The sequence below is a fragment of the Chryseobacterium gallinarum genome, from assembly GCF_001021975.1.
Lineage (GTDB): Bacteria > Bacteroidota > Bacteroidia > Flavobacteriales > Weeksellaceae > Chryseobacterium > Chryseobacterium gallinarum.
The window spans coordinates 860,765-881,443 of record NZ_CP009928.1; the positions used below are offsets into that span (position 1 = coordinate 860,765).

General features: G+C 40.7%; 21 protein-coding genes. 3 read left to right on the forward strand and 18 right to left on the reverse strand.

All coding sequences use genetic code 11. The features are described 5' to 3' along the window. The first annotated feature begins 4 nt into the window (after nt 1-4). Nucleotides 5-2,944, forward strand: a complete 2,940-nt coding sequence (locus OK18_RS03950; RefSeq protein WP_053327160.1) for a DNA polymerase III subunit alpha — start codon at nt 5-7, stop codon at nt 2,942-2,944. On the opposite strand, the gene OK18_RS03955 is transcribed toward OK18_RS03950, so the two are convergent. The 18 genes from OK18_RS03955 to OK18_RS04040 all read right to left on the reverse strand — a co-directional run bounded on the left by OK18_RS03955 (nt 2,941) and on the right by OK18_RS04040 (nt 17,006). Further along, nucleotides 2,941-3,231, reverse strand: coding sequence for a helix-turn-helix domain-containing protein (locus OK18_RS03955; protein WP_053327161.1), 291 nt, complete (start codon nt 3,229-3,231; stop codon nt 2,941-2,943). The genes OK18_RS03950 and OK18_RS03955 overlap by 4 nt on opposite strands. Further along, on the reverse strand, nt 3,212-3,523 hold the full coding sequence (locus tag OK18_RS03960; RefSeq protein ID WP_053327162.1) for a helix-turn-helix domain-containing protein: 312 nt from the start codon (nt 3,521-3,523) through the stop codon (nt 3,212-3,214). The genes OK18_RS03955 and OK18_RS03960 overlap by 20 nt, the downstream gene beginning before the upstream one ends. A 168-nt stretch (nt 3,524-3,691) precedes the next feature. Then, complete coding sequence (locus OK18_RS03965) at nt 3,692-4,486, reverse strand: cation transporter (protein ID WP_053327163.1); 795 nt, start codon at nt 4,484-4,486, stop codon at nt 3,692-3,694. A 3-nt stretch (nt 4,487-4,489) separates the two neighbouring features. Next, nucleotides 4,490-6,661: a TonB-dependent receptor gene (locus OK18_RS03970; RefSeq protein WP_053327164.1), complete on the reverse strand. Its 2,172-nt coding sequence runs from the start codon at nt 6,659-6,661 to the stop codon at nt 4,490-4,492. 86 nt (nt 6,662-6,747) lie between these two features. Further along, entirely contained in the window at nt 6,748-7,056 is a 309-nt protein-coding gene (locus OK18_RS03975) for a hypothetical protein (protein WP_053327165.1), read from the reverse strand. A gap of 72 nt (nt 7,057-7,128) precedes the next feature. Further along, entirely contained in the window at nt 7,129-7,410 is a 282-nt protein-coding gene (locus OK18_RS03980) for a molybdenum ABC transporter permease (protein ID WP_053327166.1), read from the reverse strand. Nucleotides 7,411-7,520: 110 nt separating this feature from the next. Then, nucleotides 7,521-7,970 (reverse strand): DUF3872 domain-containing protein, encoded by a 450-nt coding sequence (locus tag OK18_RS03985; protein WP_053327167.1) that lies wholly within the window; start codon nt 7,968-7,970, stop codon nt 7,521-7,523. A gap of 11 nt (nt 7,971-7,981) precedes the next feature. Further along, complete coding sequence (locus tag OK18_RS03990; protein ID WP_053327168.1) at nt 7,982-8,542, reverse strand: conjugal transfer protein TraO; 561 nt, start codon at nt 8,540-8,542, stop codon at nt 7,982-7,984. 21 nt (nt 8,543-8,563) lie between these two features. Next, the gene (gene traN / locus OK18_RS03995) at nt 8,564-9,457 is read right to left on the reverse strand and encodes a conjugative transposon protein TraN (RefSeq protein ID WP_053327169.1); all 894 of its coding nucleotides are present in this window, start codon (nt 9,455-9,457) and stop codon (nt 8,564-8,566) included. 24 nt (nt 9,458-9,481) lie between these two features. Further along, complete coding sequence (gene traM, locus OK18_RS04000; protein WP_049038325.1) at nt 9,482-10,819, reverse strand: conjugative transposon protein TraM; 1,338 nt, start codon at nt 10,817-10,819, stop codon at nt 9,482-9,484. Then, nucleotides 10,809-11,093 carry a hypothetical protein gene (locus OK18_RS04005; protein WP_049038324.1) on the reverse strand — a complete coding sequence of 95 codons (285 nt, stop codon included), beginning with the start codon at nt 11,091-11,093 and terminating at the stop codon, nt 10,809-10,811. Before OK18_RS04005 ends, traM begins: the two co-directional genes overlap by 11 nt. A 20-nt stretch (nt 11,094-11,113) precedes the next feature. Then, nucleotides 11,114-11,545, reverse strand: coding sequence for a hypothetical protein (locus tag OK18_RS04010; protein ID WP_049038323.1), 432 nt, complete (start codon nt 11,543-11,545; stop codon nt 11,114-11,116). A 10-nt stretch (nt 11,546-11,555) separates the two neighbouring features. Then, a complete protein-coding gene (gene traK, locus OK18_RS04015; RefSeq protein WP_053327170.1) occupies nt 11,556-12,179 on the reverse strand; it encodes a conjugative transposon protein TraK in 624 nt (207 codons plus the stop codon). A gap of 21 nt (nt 12,180-12,200) precedes the next feature. Then, nucleotides 12,201-13,196, reverse strand: coding sequence for a conjugative transposon protein TraJ (gene traJ / locus OK18_RS04020; RefSeq protein ID WP_053327171.1), 996 nt, complete (start codon nt 13,194-13,196; stop codon nt 12,201-12,203). 2 nt (nt 13,197-13,198) lie between these two features. Continuing rightward, the gene (locus OK18_RS04025) at nt 13,199-13,831 is read right to left on the reverse strand and encodes a DUF4141 domain-containing protein (RefSeq protein ID WP_053327172.1); all 633 of its coding nucleotides are present in this window, start codon (nt 13,829-13,831) and stop codon (nt 13,199-13,201) included. Between the two features lie 27 nt (nt 13,832-13,858). Continuing rightward, nucleotides 13,859-16,363, reverse strand: a complete 2,505-nt coding sequence (locus OK18_RS04030; protein WP_053327173.1) for a TraG family conjugative transposon ATPase — start codon at nt 16,361-16,363, stop codon at nt 13,859-13,861. Next, a complete protein-coding gene (locus OK18_RS04035; RefSeq protein ID WP_053327174.1) occupies nt 16,360-16,689 on the reverse strand; it encodes a DUF4133 domain-containing protein in 330 nt (109 codons plus the stop codon). The genes OK18_RS04030 and OK18_RS04035 overlap by 4 nt, the downstream gene beginning before the upstream one ends. Nucleotides 16,690-16,700: 11 nt before the next feature. Continuing rightward, the gene (locus OK18_RS04040) at nt 16,701-17,006 is read right to left on the reverse strand and encodes a DUF4134 domain-containing protein (protein WP_053327175.1); all 306 of its coding nucleotides are present in this window, start codon (nt 17,004-17,006) and stop codon (nt 16,701-16,703) included. A 181-nt stretch (nt 17,007-17,187) separates the two neighbouring features. Between OK18_RS04040 and OK18_RS04045 the strand changes: the two genes are divergently transcribed. Beyond that, on the forward strand, nt 17,188-18,096 hold the full coding sequence (locus OK18_RS04045; RefSeq protein ID WP_053327176.1) for a HamA C-terminal domain-containing protein: 909 nt from the start codon (nt 17,188-17,190) through the stop codon (nt 18,094-18,096). Then, nucleotides 18,096-20,675, forward strand: a complete 2,580-nt coding sequence (locus tag OK18_RS04050; protein ID WP_053327177.1) for a DEAD/DEAH box helicase — start codon at nt 18,096-18,098, stop codon at nt 20,673-20,675. The genes OK18_RS04045 and OK18_RS04050 overlap by 1 nt, the downstream gene beginning before the upstream one ends. Nucleotides 20,676-20,679: the final 4 nt, after the last annotated feature.

Here is a 20,679-nt window from a genome sequence, read left to right on the forward strand (position 1 = left end):
TGCTATGTTACTCAATCTGCACAGTTATTATAGTCTGCGGTACGGAACAATGAGCCTTACGGAACTCATTGAACATATCCGTACCAATGGGTATGATACGGCCGTGCTGACCGATATCAACAATTCATCTGCCACCTTGGATTTCATACGGCTTTGTACAGATGCTGGGATACGGGGTTTGGCAGGAATGGAATTTAGAAACGACAATCAATTGTTGTACGTGGGCATTGCCAAAAACGAAATGGGCTTTAAGGAACTCAACGACCTGATGACCTTTGCCAACCGCTACAAATCGGCTTTGCCTGCCATTGCTCCGGAATTTAAAAACGTTTTTGTCATTTATCCCTTTGGCTCTATTTCAGAAACGAATTTAAAGGATAATGAATACATCGGCATACGACCCCACGAGGTCAATAAATTCATAGTAGCTCCAAAGAAATATTTGGAACGCTATATCATCCTGCAACCTGTATCATTTAAAAGACAGGATTTTCAACTGCACAAGCAGTTAAGGGCTATCGACAACAATATCCTTATATCCCAATTGGAACAAATGCAGGTAGCCCGTGAGGATGAGGTTTTTATGAGCCTGACAGAACTCAACAAAACATACAGTCCTGTACCCAAACTCATCGAGAATACCCAACATTTGTTGTCGGAGTGTAATTTCAACTTCGATTTCAAAACCAGTAAGAACCGTAAGACCTTTACAGGGAACCGTTACGATGACAAACAGTTATTGTACAAATACGCAATGGACGGATTTGGCAGAAGATATGGAGCAGACGATAAACGGGCAAAAGAGCGTGTGCTGAAAGAACTGGATATTATCGATAACCTCAACTTTTCAAGCTACTTCTTGATTACCGATGACATTTGCCGATATGCAAGAAGCCGGGATTTCCACTATGTGGGCAGAGGTAGCGGGGCGAACAGTATTGTAGCCTATTGTTTGGGCATTACCGATGTTTGTCCCATTGAGCTGAACCTGTATTTTGAACGTTTTCTAAATCCAAAAAGGAAAAGTCCGCCCGATTTTGACATTGATTTCTCCTGGAGGGACAGGGACGAAATGTATGCTTACATTTTCAACCGATACCAGAGTGAACATACCGCCCTGATGGGTGCAATGGGTACGTTTCGTGACCGCAGTATTATCCGTGAGTTGGGTAAGGTTTACGGATTGCCCAAAAGCGAAATAGACAGACTCATACAAGAGCCTGATAATATGCTCAACAAAAATGAAGTAACCCATACTATATTGTCCGTTTATAACCAAATGGCAGATTTTCCAAACCAACGGACGATACACGCTTCGGGCGTTTTGATTTCTGACAATCCACTCACTTGTTATTCCGCATTGGATTATCCCCCAAAGGGATTGCCTACGGTACAGTTCGATATGTATGTAGCAGAGGATATTGGCTTTGAAAAGTTCGATATTCTTTCCCAAAGAGGTATCGGACACATCAAGGATTGCAGGGAGCTTATCCGCATTAATAAGGGGGTGACGATAGATACTTCAACCCCCAAACGGTTCTTTACCGACCCTATTATTGCGGAGCAACTGCGTTCGGCAAATACAGTCGGTTGCTTTTATATCGAAAGTCCGGCAATGCGACAACTGATTAGTAAATTACGGTGCGATAACTACCTCACATTGGTCGCTGCCAGCTCTATCATTCGTCCGGGTGTAGCTTCATCAGGAATGATGCAGGCATATATCGAACGCCATTTGAACCCCGAAAAGGTTGAATATATCCACCCCGCATTCAAAGAACAATTAGAGGACACTTATGGTATAATGGTCTATCAGGAAGATGTGATGAAAATCGGGCATCATTTCGGGGGACTGGATTTGGCGGAAGCCGATGTATTGAGGCGGATGATGAGCGGTAAATACCGAAACGTCAACCACCTTGCCGAGATTGAGGACAGATACCACAGCAACTGCCGTGAGAAAGGTTATCCCGAACACATTGCCAAAGAAGTATGGCGACAGATGCAGTCGTTTGCAGGCTACAGTTTCAATAAGGCTCACAGTGCTTCCTTTGCCGTAGAAAGCTATCAGAGTTTGTTTCTGAAAACGTACTATCCATTGGAATTTATGGTCAGTGTGTTGAATAATTACGGTGGCTTTTATTCCCGTGAAGTTTATATCAATGAAGCAAGGAAGGCAGGCGGAAATATCTGTTTGCCTTGCGTAAACAAAAGTGTGTACGACACGAGTATCGAGGGCAACGATATTTATCTGGGCTTCGATTGCCTTTTAAATCTTGAAAACAAGCTGGCACAGCTTATCTCCGAAGAACGGAAACGCAACGGAGATTATTCGAGTTTGGAAAATTTCCACCTGCGTACAGGTGCAGGATTGGAACAGATGATTATCCTTATACGCTCGGGAGCATTCCGATTTTTGGGTGCTGGCAAAAAGGAATTGCTTTGGGAAGCTCATTTGTTGCTGAATAAAAACAGGAATACTCATTTGCAAGTCGGTCAGTTGTTTTCCACTAATGCTGAAAAACCGCAGCTTCCCGTATTCGTTACGGATGAATTGGAAAACCTCTACGATGAAATTGAACTGATGGGATTTCCGGTATCGGGTAGTATTTTCGACCTTGCTAAATCCGATTATAGGGGCAATGCCGATGCAAAAACATTGGCATCATCTAATGGGAAGATTGTCAGAGTGGTTGCTCATTTGGTCGCTTCAAAAACAGTGAGGACAAAAAACGGCTCATTGATGAAGTTCGGTACTTTTATTGATCACAACGGCGACTTTATAGATACGGTGCATTTCACACAAAGCCTGCAAAAATCCCCCTTACGTGGCAAAGGACTTTATCTGATCGAGGGCAAAGCAACGGTAGACTATGATTGCCCAGCAATAGAAGTACACCGTTGTGCGATGATGCCCATTAAACCAGATCCAAGAAGTGTTTAGGGTTTGTGGCTGATATAGTTTTGCTCCAATATGCTCAGTATATCCGTTTCTTTATAGATGATCTTGCCCCCAATCTGTATAAACGGCAGGATATTATCATCACGGTATTGCTGGAGTGTGCGTTTGCTGATGTGTATCAGCTTGCACACGTCTTCGCCGGATAGGTAAATTTCCCCGTTCATTACAGGGCGGTAGTTTTTCAGTATCTCTTCGATACGCTTTCTCAATAGAGTTATCATCTCCTGATGGGCGATGATTTCTTCGGCTTCATTCGTCAGTAGATCCATTGTCGTTGATATTGTAGGGATACCCGGCTTTAAGTAAAGTCAGTACGTCCGAAAGTTTGTAATAATTTTTACGGTTTAATTTGGAGTATGGCAATAGCCCCTTGTCTTTATAGGTCTGCAAAGTCCGTTTGGTAATGTTCATCATCAAACACACTTCCTGGTTATCCAGCCATTTTTCTTCTTTGAAAATCGGGGTATATTTTCGTGTGGCACTTTCGGTCAGTTCCAAAAGTGCCTTTAGCTCATTTGTCATTCCGTCAAATGCGGATTTTTGTATTGCGATAACTTCCATAGTTTGCTCAATTTTTCTGTGGAAGTCGAATTTATAAAGGCTTGTTACAGGGTTGAGGAATGTTGCACCCGTTGGCGTTGAAAGGCAGTGTTTGGCGTTTTACATTTGCCATAAACGAAAATCGGATAACCTTTTGAGCTATCCGATTTTTTGTTTTAAGTAAGTTGTTTATTTAGCAAGTTTCAATATTCTATACGCCCCCCTCGCTACAATCATAAATACAATTGCTCCGATAATCAAATCGGGATAGCTTGAATTGAGCCAATGAACCAAAAGCCCTGCAACTATAACACCCGAATTGATAATAACATCGTTTGATGTAAAAATCATACTTGCCTGTATATGGGCTTCTTTGCTTTTGTTCTTTTGTAACAGATAAAGACAAAATACATTTGCGATAAGTGCCAAAACAGAAACAACAATCATCGTTTGAAAATCGGGCATTTTTTCAAAGCCTAAAAACCGTCTAACGACTTCCACAAAACCAATAACAGCTAACAGGATTTGAAAATACCCTGCAAATTTGGCAATGTTGTTTTTTCGGGCTATTGTTCCACCCACAGCGAATAAAGCCAAAGCATAAACAATGCTGTCCGCAAGCATATCCAAACTATCAGCTACCAAACCCATTGAGTTAGAAAAGAAACCAAAAAGTATTTCTATCCCGAAAAACAGAAAATTGATTATCAAAACCGTCCAAAGAAGTTTCCATTGATTATTGCTTGTATCTGTTTCAATAACCGCATTACTTTCTTCGGTTGAAATCAATGTTGTATTCAAATTCAAGGTTTCCAAAGCCGATAAAATCGGCTCTGGGTTTCCACTGTGATAAACATTCAATTTTCTGTTTGGAATATCAAATTCCAATGATTTTACCGTATCAAAGTTTTGCAACTTCATACGGATTAACTGCTCCTCACTTGGGCAATCCATTTTCGTAATATGGAATATGGTTTTGTTCATCTTTTAAAGTTTAAATTTTATCCCACCGTTAATTATAAATCCGTCTAATGGTGCATAGATGTCTTTAAAAACAGGGTTGGTTATTGTTCCTGTATAAATGTTGTCAAAACGTGTTTGTCTTGTATCAAGGAAGTTTTCAAAGTTGATGTACAAGGAAAACCGTTCCCAAATCTTTTCAGCCATAAAGCCACACATCACATAGTCTTTTCCTGTTGTTCCGTCATTCAGTTTTTGCGGACTGAAATAATAGGCTTCTAAACCAATCTTCCATTTATCCTCTATTTCATACATAAGTACAGAGTTAATGCGGTGTTTTGGGGTCAATGGATTTTCGGTATTTGTTCCGTTTTCAATCAATCGGGTATCGGTAAAGGTGTAGCCCAAAAACAATTTAAAATCATCGTAACCGATTTTGATATTTGTTTCTGTTCCTTTGGTATGAATGTAGCCCGATGAGTTGATGAACTGATAAACGTTTGCAGATGTATTTTGAAGCAATAACGGATTATCCAAATAAGTGTAAAAGAACAAATGATTTATGCTAAATGTCCAATCATCGCCCATATTAGTGCGGTAGTTGATGTCTGCATTTGCTCCGTAGCTTCTTTCTAATTTATTGGTGTTATCATCAATGGGCAGTACGTTTTGATATTGTATGCGTTCGCTTTCTTCCGTAAAAATGGTGGGTGTTTTATACCCAAATCCGCCCCCGATACGTGAAGTCAATCCGTTTGCAATCTGAAACAATGCTGATACTCTTGGTAAAAAAACAGCTCCGTAATCTATCACGTAATCCGTTCTTAAACCTGTTTCTAATTGAAGCCAATCCGTAGCCTTAAAAGAATTTTGAACGAAAGCCCCGAATGTAGTTTGGTTGTAATCTCTTAACGGAAATGCGGTAATCTGTTTTTCTTTAAAATTGTCCGTCCAAACATTAACGCCTGTTACCCATTCTGATTTTTCTTTGCTGTGGGTATAGCTTGCTTCGGTAAAAGTGGCTGTTTGCGTTCCCTCAAACTCGTAATTGGGAATGGCTGTATTGCGGTTAAAATAACTTACGCTGTTCTTTATCTGTACAAAACTGTTTTCGTTTACCGTATGGTCAAAAACAAATTGGGTGGAATATCGTTGTGTTTTGTTTTCTTCAAAATATTGGTGTGTGTTATCGCCTTTGTCTTTGATGTAAAGCATATCGCCACCCAAACGATTTTCAATGGTGGTGTTAATACCGAAGTTCATTTTTGTTTTATCATTGAAGTAAACAAATAATTTAGGGTTCACTACATACCTTTCAAATTTAGGAATGGCAGAAAGCCCGATTTGTGCAGGGTCATAAGCTCCGTTGCGATTATGCGAAGCAAATATTGTTGTTCCGATTTTCTTGAACTTCTGTCCGTAAAATCCGTTGATGTCCAAACCTCTGCCCGATGTTCCGTTTAAGTGAAAACGCAAATCCCTTTCTTCCGTTGGTGTCTTGGAAATCAGATTTACCAAACCTGCTATTGCTCCACCACCGTAGAGCGTAGAAGTTGAACCCTTAATAACTTCAACCTGCTTTAAGTCAAGCGGTGGAATTTGCAACAAGCCTAACCCACTTGAAGCCCCCGAATAAATAGGAAAACCGTCTTTTAAGATTTGCGTATATCGTCCGTCAAGCCCTTGAATACGAATACTTGCGTTGGCACTTGTGGGCGATGTGGTTTGTACGTGAATACCTGTACTCTCACTCAAAAGCATACGAATATCCCCTGCTTTCATATTGCCTTTTTCGTCTAACTCCTCACTTCCTATAAACTCAATGCGTGTAGGGATATTTTGGATAGTTCTTGTGCTTCTCGTAGATGAAATGACGATTTCTTCCAAATCTTCCGATTGTTCAGAAAGTAGGATTTCAATCGTGGTTGTATCTTCTAACGGAAAATTAAAACTGTCGGTATGTTGGGCAAAACCAATAAAACTAAACTGAATTTCCTGCAATCCGTTTGGAATACCTGTTAATATAACTTGTCCGTTTTCATCGGAAGTTGTTCCGATTGTAGTTCCTGTAACGTGTGCAGTTACGCCCATTATAGGTTCTTTTTTTTCGCTGTCCTTAATTACAGCTTTGAATGTATTTTGTGCATATACACAAAGGTTGAGTGCCATAAAAAATGACACAATGAGAATTTTTTTCATTGTAAAAATGATACTTAATGTGAATAAATGAATGATAGTGGTGTGATACACCACTTACAATTAGTCTGTGCTGAAAGCACTACACATTAAGCAAGCTGTGGGGGATGCCAAACGGAAAAAGGAAAATCAGAAACAGGCGTTACAGTAATTATACTTAACTTTTTTTCAGGTTGTTTTACAGTATGGATAATTGAAAAATGAAATGTAGTTACTACAAAACCTGTACAGGTATTGCAACTAAAAAAAGGCGAACAACAATTATCACAATCTTGGTCGTCTTGTCCGTTTTGTCCTTGCTCGGTTGTATGCTCCTGCATACATTTATCTTCAATAAAAGTCGGTACTGCTGATAACAGCAATACATAGACAGCTAATATTAAAGATATAAATTTCATTCTGCAAAGGTAGATAAAAATTAATTGCTTAAACCTCGCAACCAATATTTAAGTCATTGAGGTTGATAATTATTATTTTGGCTTTTGCACCTCCATTTGTTGCTTTTCCTTATCCTTTTTCATTTGGCTGTAAGTCCAGATACAGACCACACCGAGAATAATCAAAGCGTAAGCAATCCATTTGCCGACACGTTCCAAAAAACGCACAAATACGGCAGTAGAATACCTTGAAAACATTTCGACACCTGCCACACTACGTCTGTAAAACTTCCTGCGGTTGATAAAATAGATAAGCCCTATACCAACAACGATAACAATAATACCAAACACTAATTGAGCCGTAACCGTATCCATATTCCTAAAAATTATATCAAGTAAAATTAAACAAAAACATCTTACATCGAAAGCCGAAAAGCAAAAACCGACCTGTTAAAGTCGGTTTTTCAGCTTCATTTATCTTGTTCTTAATCACTACTATTGAATTGAAAACTTATCTGTTTCTCATTGCCAAAGCTATCCGAAATCCAAACCTCAAAGGACTGTGATACGGCAGATGTGGAAGTGTAATACAACCTGAACTGCTCCGTTGGCAGTGGGTACAAATCATTGGGCAGGTACGGCGGTTCATCGAAATACCGCAATGTACCCTGACCGTCAAACTGAAAATACCGGAGATAGTATTGCGTTCCTGTATAATTTCCGATACGCTGTATGGTAATGCGTATCTCTACGGTCTGCCCGTTGGCAATATCTTTGGGTACTGGCATTACATTGACCTCAAAAGGAAAATCGTTCTGTATTTCGAGTTCGTCATCTTTGCTGCAAGATACCAGTGTAACCGAAGTTGTAAGGGTTGCCAAAAGCACATATATAGGCAGTAATCCTATTCTGAATTTATTGAATATTGCTGTCATTGTTTTACGTTTTAAAAGTTAAACCTTAATCCCACACCTGCCGACGGACGGAACTGTTCGAGATCTGTACCCCACAAAACCTTTGTACGCCCTTGCAGAACTAATACAAAACGGTCTGACAGGTAGGTTTCAAATGTGAGCCGTCCGCCAGCACCATAGATGAAATTATCCTCGCTCAGTATCTTCGCCCCGTCATACAACATCGTTTCACCACGGTTGATGGTTTCGTACCCGACCACACCCGTTATTCCGAAATTCAGCGTGATATTCTTTCGGGCATCGCCTAACAGGAAGAAACTGTAGCCGCCCTCTGCGGTATAGGTTTCCTGCGGTATGCGTAAGTCTTTATAGTCGTGGTATTGGTGGGTGTATTCCAATGCCCAAAGCTGGTAATTGCCGTTTTTACCGTTTACAGTCATACCAAGACTGATATAATAATCGTTACCGATTTTATCTTCGGATAATACACCTGCACTTATTTCTAATCCTTTCTGTTTAGGCAGCATTCTTTGTGCCTGTGTAACCGTGATGGCCACAAAGAGTAGCAGCACGGTATAGATATACTTTTTCATTGTAATTGCTTTTAAAGGTTACTAAAATTTCAGGTGCATATCGTTAATCAATCGGGCTTTTATCAAATCCGAATTTTCCACCTGAAGCGTTTGCTGTCTGCCACCATTCTTCTCGAAAATCTCAATCAACAGTACCTTGTCATCGGCAATGGTGAATTGGTCTAACAGAAATACATTCTGTTCGGTGGTTTGTCCTGAAATTTCTGTGAGTGGCTTGTAGGTACGAAGCGGTATCAACGGGCGTTCCTGTACAACAGTGCGTTTGGCTACCTTTTTATCTACCACTTTGAAATTGACAAAATCAATCTGAAAAGGCACATTGCTACGGTTTCTCAATTCCGTATGGAAATAGTATTTACCGTTGTGGATGTAAATGCCTTTCAGGATAAACTGAATACCGAAGCTCTTAGATCCGATATGCTTTACAATACGTTTGTCTTTCTTGTAAATGGTTTCCAGAAGCAAACCCGCCAATGACGGGGAATTGTTGCCCAATTCTTCAAAAAGAACATCATTACTGTTGGCCTTATCCACCGCTTTCTGCATGGTCAAAAGGTCATAGCTCAACGCATCGGGATACCCACTGTAATACACATTGAAGCTGTAAAAACGTCCGTCATTGGTAATGACCGAAAAATTAGTTTCGGGTTCAAAATCCCTTACCGATGCTTTTACACGCAGTACGTTTTCTGCATCTTCCGCCTTACCTGCAATCAGGTATTCGCTTCCCAAATCCACATAGCGTATGGCGGTAGGGAAAATCAAATGCGAAGTTTTATCGTAGGTAACTTCCATGCGGTACGGTTCTATTTTGCCCAGGGCAAGCGGTGCTTTGATGCTGTCCTGTGCGTAGGACTGTACGGCAAAGCCGAGTATCAGGGCCAAAGCCCAAAAGGTTTTAAAATGATTTTTCATTGTTTAAAATATTTGAGTTCAACATCATTGTTTGGAAACAAGGAAGACCTGATGGCCTGCCTTTAGGGTTACTTTGGGTGTGCGCACCTTTTTGGCGAAATAGCCAGAAATGCCCTGTACCACGCCACGGCTAAGGTCTGCGGCAACCTGCTGTCCGGCGGACTGCGTGAGCATCACGCTGGTTCCCGAAGTCTGGCTCATATTGCCTGCCATTTCGGTAAGGGCATTCATTTCGGGCGAATACGGAACATACAAACCTTGCTGTCCGTCTATGTCATAAATGGTTATATCTACCGGTATGATATTGCCCTCCAGTTCTATTGAAGTAATCTTTAGCTGTAATCGCCCTCCCTGAAATTTGGCATTAGCTGTTACAATCGTTCCTTTTGGAATGGTTCGTTGTGGTGTTTGAGCTGGCTCCAATAAACGAAGACGTACACCTGTTTCGCCTACTATCGTTTGTGTTTCGTGTACACTTGCCTTTATACTGTTTTTGGGTTGTACCACCTGCTCAATGGAACCTGCGGTATAAAAGCCACGATTTCTCGTTTCGCTCCAATTGGCTAAGAAAGCACTATCCGTAGGCTCACGGTACAGGGCAGAAACGGTGTTTTTTCTTGCAGGTGTAAACGCCACAAAATGCTCTTTTTGGTTGGCAGACGAAACCGCCGGAGTAACATTGTTATCAAGTGCAGCATTTTCTGTATTCGTATTCTTCGGAAGATATTTTGCCGCCATTTCATAGGATTTCTCCATTAGCTTCAGTTGGTCATCTACGGTGGCGACAGGCGGTACATCTTTCTCGGCCAATTGTTCCTTCAGTTCCTCCAATTGCCTGCGGAGTTCAGTTGTTTCCGCATTATCATCCTGATAGAATGAACCCAATGTGCTTTGCATATTGCGGTAGCTGCTCAATGCAGGATTGCCGTTTCTTCCAGAAGTTCTGCCACCGCCGTATCCGTAGGCTTCTTCCTCTTCGGTAAACGCTTCTTCATTGTCCTGTGTACTGTCTTCCGTGTTCCAATAATCGGAAAGCGTGGTAAGTGCGTTGCGTTTTTCCTGGTCTTTTTGCTGAAGCATTTCCTGCTCGTATGCTTTCCCTTTATCATCGGGTAGCCCTGCATCCGTAGCCTGTGGTACGGCATCGTTCAGCCCGATGTTTTCCATTGCCTTTTTATCTTCGGATGGTTTAAATATGAGGTACATACAACCCACGAAGACAATTCCCATCAAGCCGAATATAAGTGGCTTTTTGAGCTTTTCGGCTTTGCTCTCTGTGCTGTCTTGCAGCACATCAGCGGTTACCGACGGGTTTCCTTCCGTTACCCGGACAACCGATTTTTTGTTCTCCTTATCTTTCATAAATTCTATTTTTTAAAATTGTTGTTATGGTGTCCTGCAAGGTTGCCGGACTTTCTTTCTTTTTGAGGACAGGGTTTTCGATATGCTCGATGTGCATGTCGTTACCGGACTTTGCCGTGTCGTACCATACTTTGAAAATGACCCCTGCGGTCAACAGCAGATACCCCACAAAAAAGTACAGGGTATATTGGTGTTGTTTCCTGATGGGCAAAGTCTGCCAGCGGTCGTCCAGCTTGTCAAAGTACCTGTCCATATTTGCTCTGATTTTTTTCATACCTTAATGATTATCGGTTATTACATTCTGAGCCGTCTGACCTGTGAAGACAGCTTTTGTTTAGGTGGTTCGGACACCAATGCAATGGCTTCTTTTCGGGTCGGCACTGTACCTGTGGATAGGTTTGTCAGTTCCGACTTCTTCATTAAATGCCCGTATTGGTCTTTCCTTGTAATGTCCATTTTCTGTACATCGAATTTGCCGTCTTCGTACCGTACCCGCATATAGCAATCAACTTTGGGTTTGTCATCGCCATTCCATTCGATGTAAGTCCTTAACGAAAAGCTATCGGGCCGCAGAGGTTTGTCCGTACCATTCTTGCAAGCCTCCAAGAACTGGCTGATACTGTCTTTAATTTTATCGGGGTAAGCTCCCTCCGTTTGGAAATACCCATCATATCCTTTATCAGTCAGTGTTTTTGCGAATGTGCTTAAATCAAGTAACTGTTTCATATCCCTAGTTTTAGCGGTTTATAACTTCGATATCCCTGTTTTCTATTACCGCGAACTTTTCGATGTTAAATCCTTGCGGATTGTTGTCCGAACGGACGGAATTCACGAGATAGCAGGAAGTAATCAGATTTCGCCTGGTCACGTTGCTTGACCGGATAATGAACTGTTTGGCATAGGTTCGCACCGAATACGGATAGTTGTCGAAGTTGCACACGACACTATCCACCTCTATGCGTTGCTGCACATTACCGGATATGATACGGTTGTAATAGCCCTTTTCCGACAGGTCTTTGTAATAATCAAAAGCTGATTTGTCGGCAAGGTTAAATGCCCGTTTCATATTGCTTTCAATGGCATTCTTATCGGGAGCAAGCGTAAAAAAAAGCTCGTGAAAACGTCTGACGTGTTCCCTTGCTTCCACAGGTCGGTTGATGCTGGCATCCTGCGATAAGGCAAGCATCAGTGATTTGCCATTATCCAACACATAGATTTTCTGGCGTTGTTCTTCTGCGAAGCGGTAGGATTGCCATACGGCATATCCTACCACGCCGATGCAGAGAACAGCAAACACAATGGCATACAAACGGATCTGCCTAAAGCTGTTTTCGATATTTCTTAGCGTTTTAAATTCCATTTTTAAATCATTTAATTGTTTTTATTTTCCCATTAATTTGCCACCGATGTTTCCGGCTGTTGAGCCAACCCCGGCACTTGCGATGTTTCCGGCTTTCATTGCGGTCTGGTTTACATTACGGGTAAAGTTTCCTGCTCCTCCAGCCTGAATAATCCAGCCCGTTACGGTCGGGATCGTGAAATAACCCACAATACCGATTATCATAAACACGATGTACACGGTGTTGCCCGTATCGGGTATGTAGGTGGGGTCTGCAAGCATTGCTATATCCTTTTCAATAATGAGGGATTGTATTTTGGCGAGCATGGAACTGAACAGATCGGCTACGGGTAGCCATAGGTAAACGCTGACATACCGGGTCAGCCATTGCGTGAGCGTGGACTGAAAACCGTCCCATACACTTATTGCAAAGGCTATCGGCCCCAATATGGAAAGTACGATAAGGAAAAACGTTCGTATAGTATCCACGACGAGTGCCGCAGCCTGAAAAAGTACCTCCAACAGATTGCGGAACCAATTTTTGACCGCCTGCTCCGTTTGGTAGGCGAACCTGTCCATATACATTCCTGACATCGTAATCAGGTCGCTTGGCGACCAGCCCAACTCTTCGAGTTTCTTATCAAATTCCTCATTGGATACGAGGTAGGCAGTTTCCGGATTTCTGAGCATTGCTTCCCGTTCCAGCAGGTCTTTTTTAGCCTGCAAATCGTTAAGGTCAAGTACCTGGTCTTCGAGAATGGCATGTGTACCCTGTACCACCGGACTTAGTACCGCATTGATGGTGCCTAATACGATGGTCGGGAAGAACATAATACAGATACCCAAAGCGAAAGGACGGAGCAAGGGATACATATCAATCGGTTCTGCCCGGCTCAAAGCCTGCCATACTTTTATGGCAACATAGAACAATGCTCCCAAGCCCGCTACCCCTTTAGCCACTGCCGCCATATCAGCGGACAGTGGCATCATCTCATCATATAATGAGCGTAGGACTTCGTGAAGATTACTAAATTCCATAACTACCAGTATTTTTGGTTTGGCGTTCCGTAGAGTTCAAGCACTCTTTTGGTATTGTTCTGTTTTTTTGCCCGCAGGATGCTCACGGAGATGTTTTTATTGGTGTAGTAGCGTACAAGGCTGTGGTATTCCTTTACCTCTTTATATACACGGTCAATAATATCCATACGCTCCTTGTCGTTCAGCGAAAGGCTGGATGAGGTTACAATCTGCTTCAGTTCTTTCAGCAGTTCAGTACTCTCATTTAAGAGTGCCGAGTAACCATTGGCGATTGCCGCCAGTTCCTGCGGGGAGAAATTCGGGTCGTTCATCATCTTGCCGAAATTCTGTACATACATTTCGGACACGTCACCTACCAACAGAACCGTTTGCTGTACTTTACGGGCATCTTTCACAAGGTTATTGACGGCTTTCAGCTTGTCGTAATACTCCTTGCCTTGCTTGTACATCTTTTCTACTTCCTTGAAGTTCTTAATTACATTGCTTACGGTCGAGGAAGTCTGAACGATTTCGTTCGCACTGTTGATAATACCCGATGCAAGGTTTGACGGGTCAACAACCACCCACTGAGCTTTTGCGGACGGTGATACAGCAAATAGCAGTGCCGTACACACCATAAAAAGGATTTTTTTCATTGTTCTGAATTTTTAAATGATTAATAATTATTGATTTGCCTTATCCCGCCTTTGCATTGCGATATGCTTAATGGCGAGTTCGACATTGCCGTCCAGTTCGGATGCGAGCTGCATCACTTCCATTTTTTCGGTTTCTTCGGTTGTGTAGGCGAGGTATTCCTCCAAACTCACTTCGGTGGCATAAACTGCCGAGTGCGTACCACCTAAGCCGATCCAAACCTCTTTGTACAATCGGCTTGGGTCGTTGTTCATATTGATGGAAAGTACTTGTCCTTTCTCCTTGTCGGTCAGCCCCAGCATCGCCTGTATATCATCGAATTTGTTCATATACTTGCGTTGGTCTAAGAGGATTTTGCAGTCGGAATTGTTGATGATTGATTCTTTCACAATGGGCGACTGGATAATATCATCGACTTCTTGCGTTACAACAATGGCTTCTCCGAAGAATTTTCTGACGGTTTTAAACAAATATTTTATGTATTCTGCCATTCCCTCTTTGGCAATCGCTTTCCACGCTTCTTCAATCAGGATGAGCTTTCGGATACCTTTCAGCCTCCGCATCTTGTTGATGAACACCTCCATAATGATGATCGTGACGATGGGAAAGAGGATTTTGTGGTCCTTTATTGCATCAATTTCAAATACAATAAAGCGTTTGGAAAGCAGGTCTAACTGCTTGTCCGAGTTCAACAGGTAATCATATTCGCCACCTTTGTAATAGGGTTCGAGTACGTTGAGAAAATTGGCAATGTCAAAGTCTTTTTCCCTTACCTGTTTTTCTTCGAGTACCTTTCGGTAATCGCCCTGCACATACTCGTAAAAACCGTTGAATGAGGGGAATACATCTTTCGTTTTGATACGTTCGATATAACCACTTACTGCATTGGACAATGCTACTTCTTCCGACCTTGTGGGCGGCTCGTCATCACGTTTCCAAAGCGTGAGTATCAAAGTCTTGATACTTTCCCGCTTTTCGATGTCGAACACGCCGTCGTCCGTATAGAAAGGGTTAAAGGCAATCGGGTTGTCTTCGGTATAAGTGAAATAAACACCGTCTTCGCCTTTGGTTTTCCCTTTAATGAGTTCGCATAATCCCTGATAAGAGTTCCCTGTATCCACGAGCAATACGTGAGCACCTTGTTCATAGTACTGTCGAACCATGTGGTTGGTAAAAAAAGATTTCCCGCTTCCTGACGGACCCAATATGAATTTGTTCCGGTTCGTGATAATCCCACGCTTCATCGGCAAATCCGATATGTCCAAATGAATGGGCTTTCCGGTAAGCCTGTCAGCCATCTTGATACCGAACGGTGAGGGCGAATTGTGGTAGTTGGTTTCTTCCGTGAAGAAGCACAAGGCAGGTTCAATGAATGTGTAAAAACTTTCTTCACTCGGAAAATCGCCCGCATTGCCCGGCATACCTGCCCAATACAATGTGGCTACGTCCGTAGTATTGTGGCGTGGCTTACATTCCATTAGTGCCAAGGCACTACCGCAATCGTTCTTTAGCTGTTTCAGTTCCGCTGGATCCTCTGACCAGGCTATGATGTTGAAGTGTGCCCGTATAGATGAAAGACCTAAAGAATGTGCTTCGTTCAGGTACTTTTCTATCCATTCTTTATTGATTTGGTTGGCACGGCTGTACCTTGCCAAAGAGTGCATATTCCTTGCGGACTTCTCAAACTTTTGCAGGTTGTCCTCGCTGTTATCCAAAAACAAGTACTGATTGTAGATATGGTTACAGCTTAACAACAACCCAACAGGAGCAGCGAACGACAGACGGCAGTCGCTCCGATCCGTGGACAACTTTTCAAAACGGGTATCTGCCGAAACCGTTCCAGGCAAATCGTCCGTATCGGACAAGGTATGCAATGACAACCTTTTGTTTCCGATACGGACTTCTTCAGCTCCCAACCCGATGTCCTGCATTGGTGTTCCGGCTTCACGAGATAGCGTAAGGTATTGCTCCAGCAATCCCTGTTTGCTGTCCGTTCCGATGATGTCATCTTCGGTCAGGCGTTGCAGGCTTACAAAGCCGCTATCGTTCACAATACGCTCAAACTGTGCCACCGCTTCCATAAATCGGTGTATCGTTTCCTTGTTCCTGATTTCCTTTGGTATCAAAGTACCTTTGCAAAGCGAACTGAAATTGCTTTGCATACGCATCCGCTCTTTGGTAGTCTTGGTCAGGAACAGGTAGCAATAGTGGTTCAGAAACGGTCGCTCGTTGAAATGGCGTTGGTAGGACTTAGCCAAAAAGCTCTGATCTTCCTTTGCCAAATCGGGGGCATAGCTTTCCTTGATGTACCAATCTTGCTTATGGATGACCGTAAAATCGGGCAAGGTCTTGATAGCCTTGTGCCAGGCGGAGTGAATGGCTTCGTATTCTGCCGATGCCACTGTGAACAGTTCCGGTAAACGCACTTCAAAACAGGCGGTAATGTCCGCATCTTTGGAAAGGATGCAGTTGTTCTCTACTGCCAGCAATGGAAATTTACTTTCCAGCGTAGTGGTTTTAGATACATTTCTCATAGGGCGTTCTGTTTAGGCGTGAATTTTAAATAGCGGTGTACCGGCTTGCGGCAGATGATGTAGCGGGGATGTCTTTTTCTCGCACCTACTTTCATCAGACCGTATTCGCCGTACTTCCTGTTCAGCGAAAAGGTCTGCCACACAATGAGCGAAGCACCGCCAGCACCGAGCAGCAAGCAGGTGTAAGAGTTCACGCCAGCCATATACAGTATCATCACGAGGATAAGCGTTCCGAGCAGCCCACCAGCGAAAATGAACAGGTATTGTGCTTTCAGCCCCTTGAACTCCACCGTTCTTCCAATGCCTTTATTGATATTGTAATTCATAAGGCAAGGGATTAAAGGAAGAATGAACGCAGGATAGTAGCCGCCACAATCAAGAAGATACACGCCCCAAACCACGAAGCCGCCGTCTTCGATGTATCTGGGTCACCGGAACTGAATTTGTTGTACACCTTAACGCCTCCGATTAACCCCACGACCGCACCGATGGCGTAGATTAATTGGGTAGCAGGGTCGAAGTAGCTTGTTACCATTTGGGTAGCTTCGTTGATACCTGCCGAGCCGTTTCCCTGTGCGAAAGTACCCATTGCCGACAGCATTGCACCTAACGTCAGCAAAACCTTTTTTCTTTGTTTTTCCATAATTGAAACACATTAATTTGTTAAGTCAGCCCACACCTTGCGGGCTTTTCGGAACAAAGGTGTTTCAGAAATAGAGGCAGACTTACAAACTGGCAGTCAAAGGAAGTGTTTGGCTGTCAGTGGCTTTGCGTCTAAGGAAAAAATTGCTAAATTAGCCGTGTTATGATTAATAGAGTAAAAATTGAAATTAGAATCAACTATAAACGAAACATTTTTAGAACTCTTTTACAATGAGATTGAATGTGATGTTCCCGACACGCATTCTAAACTCAATTTGCATATTCTGAAAATTGAGAACAATGAATTTTGTTATCCTGAATTAGTTAACCATTTAAGAAACCACTTTATATCTTTTTCTCTTTCAAGAAAAGAAATTCAAGATTTTGAGAAGGACAAGAGATATGGAGAATTATATGCAAAAGCCGCTTCAAAATTTCGCGATTACAATGTGAATGACGGAGAAGCAGGAGAATTATTACTATTCTGCTTTCTTGAATCTCACTTAAAAGCACCTAAAATTCTGACGAAATTGGAAATAAAGTTATCTTCAAAAGATTACGCAAAAGGTTCTGACGGAGTTCATTTACTGAAAGTTGCGGACAAAGACTATCAGTTGATTTTTGGTGAATCGAAACTGTATCAAAGTCTTACGACTTCCATAACAAAAGCATTTGAATCTATACAGGATTTTCTTACAAGAACAAGCAACAATATTAATGACGAAATTGGTTTAATCAATTCTCAACTTTGTAAAGAAGCATTCGATGAAGACCTTTATCAGTTCCTTAAATCTGTCATAATGCCAAAAGTCAATGCAGAAGAGCCTATCACAAAAAATAATGCTTTTGCGATTTTTGCGGGATTTGAAATTAGTCCAACTGATGATGAAAGGAAATTAAGCAATTCTGATTTTTTAAAAACGATAAAAGAGCAGATTAAGAAGGAAGTTGAAGGAAAAATGGAGCATATTAAAAAGAAAATTGAGGAGTATAGCTTACACGGATATTCCTTTTATGTGTATGTATTTCCTTTTATGAAGTTAGACGAAACACGAAAAGATATTATTAAGAAAATCACATTGGCAGAATAATGATTGAAAGATTAGCAGCAGATGTTTTGCAGGACACATATTTCACAGCTTTATATACTAAAGCTGCGAAACTGTTTGTTAATAACTTTTTTTCAGCAGCTGAATCCGAACAAGATTTTAATGAAAAAGAATTAAACGACTTGCTTCGATTTGCGGATATTCTATCAAATTCAAAAAATCCGACATCAAGAAACAAAGCGTATCAGATAATTACACTATTAAACCAAAAACATAAAACTAATCCTTACTATAAAACTTTCTCTCATTCAGTTTTAGCCAAATTGGGGAACTTTCCAGCAATTGAATACCTGAAAAATGAAGATGAAAATATTTCGGAATTACCATTTGAAAGAGATATTGAAAAGAAAGTAAAAGAATTTATTCAGGCTGTTCCCGATACAGAAGATTTAATTTTTACGGATTCGCAGTTTGAACTTTACACTAAAATCAGCAATTCAAAACATTTTAGTTTTTCGGGACCAACTTCAATGGGAAAATCGTTTATTATCAAATCATTTATCAGAAAAGTCGTTGGTAATAAACCGCCTGAAAACATTGTGATAATGGTTCCGACAAGAGCTTTGATAAATCAGTTTTCTATTGACCTGAATAAAGAACTGAAAGTGATTTTGGAACATTATAATTACAAAGTTGTAACAAATAGTAATGTTCCTGAATCACCCTCAGAAAGCCAGCAACGATATATTTTCGTATTAACACCTGAAAGATTGTTGAGCTACCTGTCTCAAAAAAACAATCCGTCTTTTGCTTATTTATTTGTTGATGAAGCACACAAACTTGCAGCCGACAAAGATACAAGAGCAGTTACTGCATATTCAGCTATTTCAAAGTCATTGAAGCAAAACAAAAATCTCAATTTGTATTTTGCTTCGCCAAACGTTTCTAATCCCGAAGTTTTTTTGAAGCTATTCAAAAAAGACGAAACCCTAAACTATAAAACCAAAGAAACACCTGTATCACAAAACCTTTTTTTTGTTGATATGACACGAAAAAAGGCAATACATTATTTGGACACAGAACAGTATCATTTTGAACCTGATATTGTCAAAAAATCAGAAAGTATTTTTGATATTCTTTCTTCATTAGGTAGTAATACAAATAATATTGTGTATTGTAGTTCAAGGTTTGAAGCGGTTGATAAAGCAGAAAAAATGTTTGACTATTTTAATCAACAAGAAGCGACAAAATCAAGCAATGTAAAAAAGGTTATCCGACAGATTAAAGGGTATATTCATAAAGATTATTATTTAGCCGATTTTCTAAATAAAGGCGTTGCATATCATTTTGGCAATCTTCCACAGATTATCAGAAATAAGGTTGAAGCATTGTTCAAGGAAAGAGAAATTGGTTATGTATTTTGTACTTCCACACTTTTGGAAGGCGTAAATATGCCGGCAAAGAATGTATTCATTCTTAACAATAAGAACGGAAGTAACCCTTTTCAGCCTATTGACTTTTGGAATCTTGCAGGTCGAGCAGGCAGATTGAGATATGAACTATCGGGGAACATAATTTGTCTAAAAGAAAATGACAAGGTTTGGAAAACACCTGAAAATCTTTTGGAAAATAAAACAGATATTTCTTTAAATCCGTCTGTTGAAAATTACATTGACAAAAAGCTAAAAAAGATAGAACAGCTACTGAATGACAACCCTGATATAAAAGGCGAAACTGAAACTATAAAAGAGATATTACGATACATAGCTAATATTATCAGCATTGACACGCTTGAAATTGAAAGGTCAAATTACAAAAGCGAAATCATCAATAAACTTATTCAGGATAACAAACAGGAAATAATTGATTTAGCAAAAAAGAAAAACGGTAAAATTGAAGTTCCGTCATCGGTGCTTAGTACAAACAATTCTATCAAATTAAAAATACAAAACGAAGTATTTATCGCTTTACAAAAGCAAAAAGGCAATCCTGCAACTATAAAATTACCTGCAAAGGTTGATTATGAAGTTTGCAAAGAATGGCTGCATAGACTTTATGATTTATTCAAATGGCATACAGAAGAAAAGAAGTTTAAATCAAAAGCCCAGCTTGATTATTATGCTATGCTAATGAACCAATGGATGAATGGCGTTTCACTGAATCAAATAATTAGTCAGTCTGTTTCATATTATAGTGAACATAAAAGGACAATACAAATTGGTTATGTTAATGGAAAGCCGTATTATCCAACATTTAATGGGAGCAAGCAACATATTAATGTTCTTATTGGAAATATCATTGATGATATTGAGTATGTTTTACGTTTTTTGTTAGAGAAGTATTTCAACAATTATTATGCAATGTTAGTTGCAATTTTAGGAGAAGAGAATGCAGGAGTAAACTGGGCGACATTCCTTGAATATGGGACTCAAAATTCTATTGTAATCGCATTGCAGAATTATGGATTATCCCGACATTCGGCTGATTATCTATTTAAAAATTTCAAAGATTGCTTAAAAATTGAAGGCGATAAATTAATTGACATCAATATCCTAAAGCTAAAACAACGATTGGACAAAGAAGCGATTGAATATGATGAGATAAATTCTATTTTGTTTTAAGAGG

What these genes read in the sequence shown, in the direction of transcription:
- OK18_RS03950 (WP_053327160.1), top strand. Translation starts at nt 5, where the DNA reads ATGTTACTCAATCTGCACAGTTATTATAGTCTGCGGTACGGAACAATG.
- OK18_RS03955 (WP_053327161.1), bottom strand. Translation starts at nt 3,231, where the DNA reads ATGGATCTACTGACGAATGAAGCCGAAGAAATCATCGCCCATCAGGAG.
- OK18_RS03960 (WP_053327162.1), bottom strand. Translation starts at nt 3,523, where the DNA reads ATGGAAGTTATCGCAATACAAAAATCCGCATTTGACGGAATGACAAAT.
- OK18_RS03965 (WP_053327163.1), bottom strand. Translation starts at nt 4,486, where the DNA reads ATGAACAAAACCATATTCCATATTACGAAAATGGATTGCCCAAGTGAG.
- OK18_RS03970 (WP_053327164.1), bottom strand. Translation starts at nt 6,661, where the DNA reads ATGAAAAAAATTCTCATTGTGTCATTTTTTATGGCACTCAACCTTTGT.
- OK18_RS03975 (WP_053327165.1), bottom strand. Translation starts at nt 7,056, where the DNA reads ATGAAATTTATATCTTTAATATTAGCTGTCTATGTATTGCTGTTATCA.
- OK18_RS03980 (WP_053327166.1), bottom strand. Translation starts at nt 7,410, where the DNA reads ATGGATACGGTTACGGCTCAATTAGTGTTTGGTATTATTGTTATCGTT.
- OK18_RS03985 (WP_053327167.1), bottom strand. Translation starts at nt 7,970, where the DNA reads ATGACAGCAATATTCAATAAATTCAGAATAGGATTACTGCCTATATAT.
- OK18_RS03990 (WP_053327168.1), bottom strand. Translation starts at nt 8,542, where the DNA reads ATGAAAAAGTATATCTATACCGTGCTGCTACTCTTTGTGGCCATCACG.
- traN (WP_053327169.1), bottom strand. Translation starts at nt 9,457, where the DNA reads ATGAAAAATCATTTTAAAACCTTTTGGGCTTTGGCCCTGATACTCGGC.
- traM (WP_049038325.1), bottom strand. Translation starts at nt 10,819, where the DNA reads ATGAAAGATAAGGAGAACAAAAAATCGGTTGTCCGGGTAACGGAAGGA.
- OK18_RS04005 (WP_049038324.1), bottom strand. Translation starts at nt 11,093, where the DNA reads ATGAAAAAAATCAGAGCAAATATGGACAGGTACTTTGACAAGCTGGAC.
- OK18_RS04010 (WP_049038323.1), bottom strand. Translation starts at nt 11,545, where the DNA reads ATGAAACAGTTACTTGATTTAAGCACATTCGCAAAAACACTGACTGAT.
- traK (WP_053327170.1), bottom strand. Translation starts at nt 12,179, where the DNA reads ATGGAATTTAAAACGCTAAGAAATATCGAAAACAGCTTTAGGCAGATC.
- traJ (WP_053327171.1), bottom strand. Translation starts at nt 13,196, where the DNA reads ATGGAATTTAGTAATCTTCACGAAGTCCTACGCTCATTATATGATGAG.
- OK18_RS04025 (WP_053327172.1), bottom strand. Translation starts at nt 13,831, where the DNA reads ATGAAAAAAATCCTTTTTATGGTGTGTACGGCACTGCTATTTGCTGTA.
- OK18_RS04030 (WP_053327173.1), bottom strand. Translation starts at nt 16,363, where the DNA reads ATGAGAAATGTATCTAAAACCACTACGCTGGAAAGTAAATTTCCATTG.
- OK18_RS04035 (WP_053327174.1), bottom strand. Translation starts at nt 16,689, where the DNA reads ATGAATTACAATATCAATAAAGGCATTGGAAGAACGGTGGAGTTCAAG.
- OK18_RS04040 (WP_053327175.1), bottom strand. Translation starts at nt 17,006, where the DNA reads ATGGAAAAACAAAGAAAAAAGGTTTTGCTGACGTTAGGTGCAATGCTG.
- OK18_RS04050 (WP_053327177.1), top strand. Translation starts at nt 18,096, where the DNA reads ATGATTGAAAGATTAGCAGCAGATGTTTTGCAGGACACATATTTCACA.